Annotated in this window: 2 rRNA genes; both read right to left on the bottom strand. The window is 53.0% G+C overall.

Annotation, left to right across the window (positions count from 1 at the left end):
• Position 1: 1 nt before the first annotated feature.
• A 5S ribosomal RNA gene (rrf, locus tag C7379_RS12360) occupies positions 2–114 on the bottom strand.
• 182 nt (positions 115–296) lie between these two features.
• Positions 297–3,200, bottom strand: a 23S ribosomal RNA gene (locus C7379_RS12365).
• Between the last annotated feature and the right edge of the window lie 119 nt (positions 3,201–3,319).

The raw sequence follows: 3,319 nt of genomic DNA on the forward strand, positions 1-3,319 counted from the left end.
AAAAAGGCGGCTACCTACTCTCCCGCATTGCATTGCAGTACCATCGGCGCAAGCGGGCTTAACTTCTCTGTTCGGAATGGGAAGAGGTGGGACCCCGCCGCAATAACCACCTGATATCTCTTCGCTGGCTGCATGACATACAAAAAACAACGACAAGCGTTAACATCCGCGTCATGTAAACCCGCGTATGGGTGACGTATTCACACAAGCTGAAACCGTGGCGAACAAAGCCACAACTGAAAACATGGGCCAAAATTGCCTTTAATCCATAAACATAAGATATGACATGGACCAGGCCAAGAAAGCGTTCGGGCAATTAGTAGCGCTCGGCTTTGACATCGCTGTCTTTACACCTGCGCCCTATCAACGTCGTCGTCTGCGACGACCCTCTATGGAGTTCTTATCTTGCGGAAGGCTTCGCACTTAGATGCTTTCAGCGCTTATCCATACCAGACTCAGATACCCGGCGGTGCGCCTGGCGGCACAACCGGTAAACCGGAGGTCTGTCCATCACGGTCCTCTCGTACTAGTGACGGCACCACGCAAAACTCCTGCGCCCACGATAGATAGAGACCGAACTGTCTCACGACGTTCTGAACCCAGCTCGCGTGCCACTTTAATGGGCGAACAGCCCAACCCTTGGGACCTTCTCCAGCCCCAGGATGTGACGAGCCGACATCGAGGTGCCAAACCACCCCGTCGATATGAGCTCTTGGGGGGGATCAGCCTGTTATCCCCGGAGTACCTTTTATCCTTTGAGCGATGCAGTTTCCATACACTTGCACCGGATCACTATGCCCCAGTTTCCTGCCTGCTCGGCATGTCTGCCTCCCAGTCAAGCGCCCTTATGCCATTGCACTCTATAAGGCCGGTTACCAATCGGCCGGAGGGCACCTTTGGAAGCCTCCGTTACGCTTTTGGAGGCGACCACCCCAGTCAAACTACCCACCAAGCAGTGTCCGCGCTATTAGCGCGTTAGACCTCAGACAGCCAAAGGGCCGTATTTCAAGGATGGCTCAACGACCGCTGGCGCGACCGCGTCAATGCCTCCGGCCTATCCTACACATCGGATGACCAAGGTCAATGCTAAGCTATAGTAAAGGTTCACGGGGTCTTTTCGTCCCATCGCGGGTAATCGGCATCTTCACCGATACTACAATTTCACTGAGATCATGGTCGAGACAGCGTCCGGATCATTACACCATTCGTGCAGGTCGGAACTTACCCGACAAGGAATTTCGCTACCTTAGGACCGTTATAGTTACGGCCGCCGTTTACCGGGGCTTCAATTCAAGGCGGCACCCAAATGGGATGACCTCTCCTCTTAACCTTCCGGCACCGGGCAGGTGTCAGGCTGTATACATCTACTTTCGTGTTAGCACAGCCCTGTGTTTTTGTTAAACAGTTGCCTGGACCTATTCTCTGCGCCTCGTAAATTACGAGGACCCTTTATCCCGAAGTTACAGGGTCAGTTTGCCTAGTTCCTTAACCATGAATCTCTCAACGCCTTAGTATGTTCTACCCGTCTACCTGTGTCGGTTTGCGGTACGGGTTCCCAATGGATATGCTTAGCGGGTTTTCTTGGGAGTATGATTACCGGCGCTATTGGATCGCCCCGAAGGGAAATCCATACTATCAAGGTCGGCTCAATGGGTGGATTTGCCTGCCCATGTCTACGCCTACACTCTTCAACGGGGACTTCCGTCGCCCCGCGGCCGTTTCACTGCTCCGTCACCACATCGCTCCAAAAGGAAGTAACGGAATATTAACCGTTTAGACCATCGCCTTCGCCATTAGGCTGAGGCTTAGGACCCGACTGACCCCGGGATGACTGGCATTGCCCGGGAAACCTTAGACTTACGGCGGGAGGGGTTCTCGCCCTCCTTGTCGTTACTTATACCTACATTTGCGTTTCCATAAGCTCCAGCGGGGGTCAACCCCCGCATTCTACGCCGATGGAATGCTCCCCTACCGATACTTTTATTATTTGCTATCCCGCGCCTTCGGTATCTGCCTTATACCCGATTATTATCCATGCCCGGACCCTCGACCAGTGAGCTGTTACGCACTCTTTGAATGAATGGCTGCTTCCAAGCCAACATCCTGGCTGTCACGGGGACCAGACTTCGTTAGACTAACTCAGGCAGAATTCCGGGACCTTAGACGACGGTCTGGATTCTTCTCCTCTCGGGGACGGACCTTAGCACCCGCCCCCTTACTGCGCGACTGCGGCGCGTGAGCATTCGGAGTTCGTCAGGTCTTGACAGGCGGTGAAGCCCTCTCGACCTATCGGTCGCTCTACCTCTCACGCGGATCATCGCACGCGGCACCTAAATGCCTTTCGGGGAGTACGAGCTATCTCCAAGTTTGATTGGCCTTTCACTCCTACACACACCTCATCCAGAAGCTTTTCAACGCTTATTGGTGCGGTCCTCCATCCCGTGTTACCGGGACTTCAACCTGGACATGTGTAGATCACTTGGTTTCGCGTCTACCCCCACCGACTATATTTCGCCCTATTCAGGCTCGCTTTCACTGCGGATGCGTCTCTCATGAGACTTATCCTCGCCGGTGATGGTAACTCGTAGGTTCATTATGCAAAAGGCACGCCGTCACGTGTATATACACGCTCCGACCGCTTGTAGGCGCATGGTTTCAGGAACTATTTCACTCTTCTTGTAGAAGTGCTTTTCACCTTTCCCTCACGGTACTGGTACACTATCGGTCTCACTCGAGTATTTAGCCTTGCCGGATGGTCCCGGCGGATTCGCGCAGAATTCCTCGTGCTCCGCGTTACTCAGGATACCGCTATGCCTTTAATCTTTTCGTGTAAGGGGCTTTCACCCGCTATGGCCCGGCTTTCCAGCCGGTTCCACTCAAAATTAAAGTGCAACGACGCGGTCCTACTACCCCGACCGAGCCTAAGACCCGGACGGTTTGGGCTGTTCCCCGGTCGCTCGCCACTACTGGGGGAATCATTAATTTATTTTCTTTTCCTGGAGGTACTAAGATGTTTCAGTTCCCTCCGTTGGCCTCCACAATTAATGTGGATGAATGTCGTTAAGACATACGGGTTGTCCCATTCGGAAACCCGCGGATCAATGGTTATTTGCACCTACCCGCGGATTATCGCAGCTTATCGCGTCCTTCATCGCCTGAGTGAGCCAAGGCATCCGCCATGCGCCCTTAGTTACTTTCTTATTGATTGGCCATCCTGATTTTGATGCATGCCTAAAGGTTATAAAACGAAATAGGCAAGATAAGGGATGGCCGCCCATACTTTCAGCTGTGTTGTTTTAAACCGTGGAATAAACCACGA

The sequence above is a fragment of the Hallella colorans genome, assembly GCF_003096815.1.
Classification (GTDB): Bacteria; Bacteroidota; Bacteroidia; order Bacteroidales; family Bacteroidaceae; genus Prevotella; species Prevotella colorans.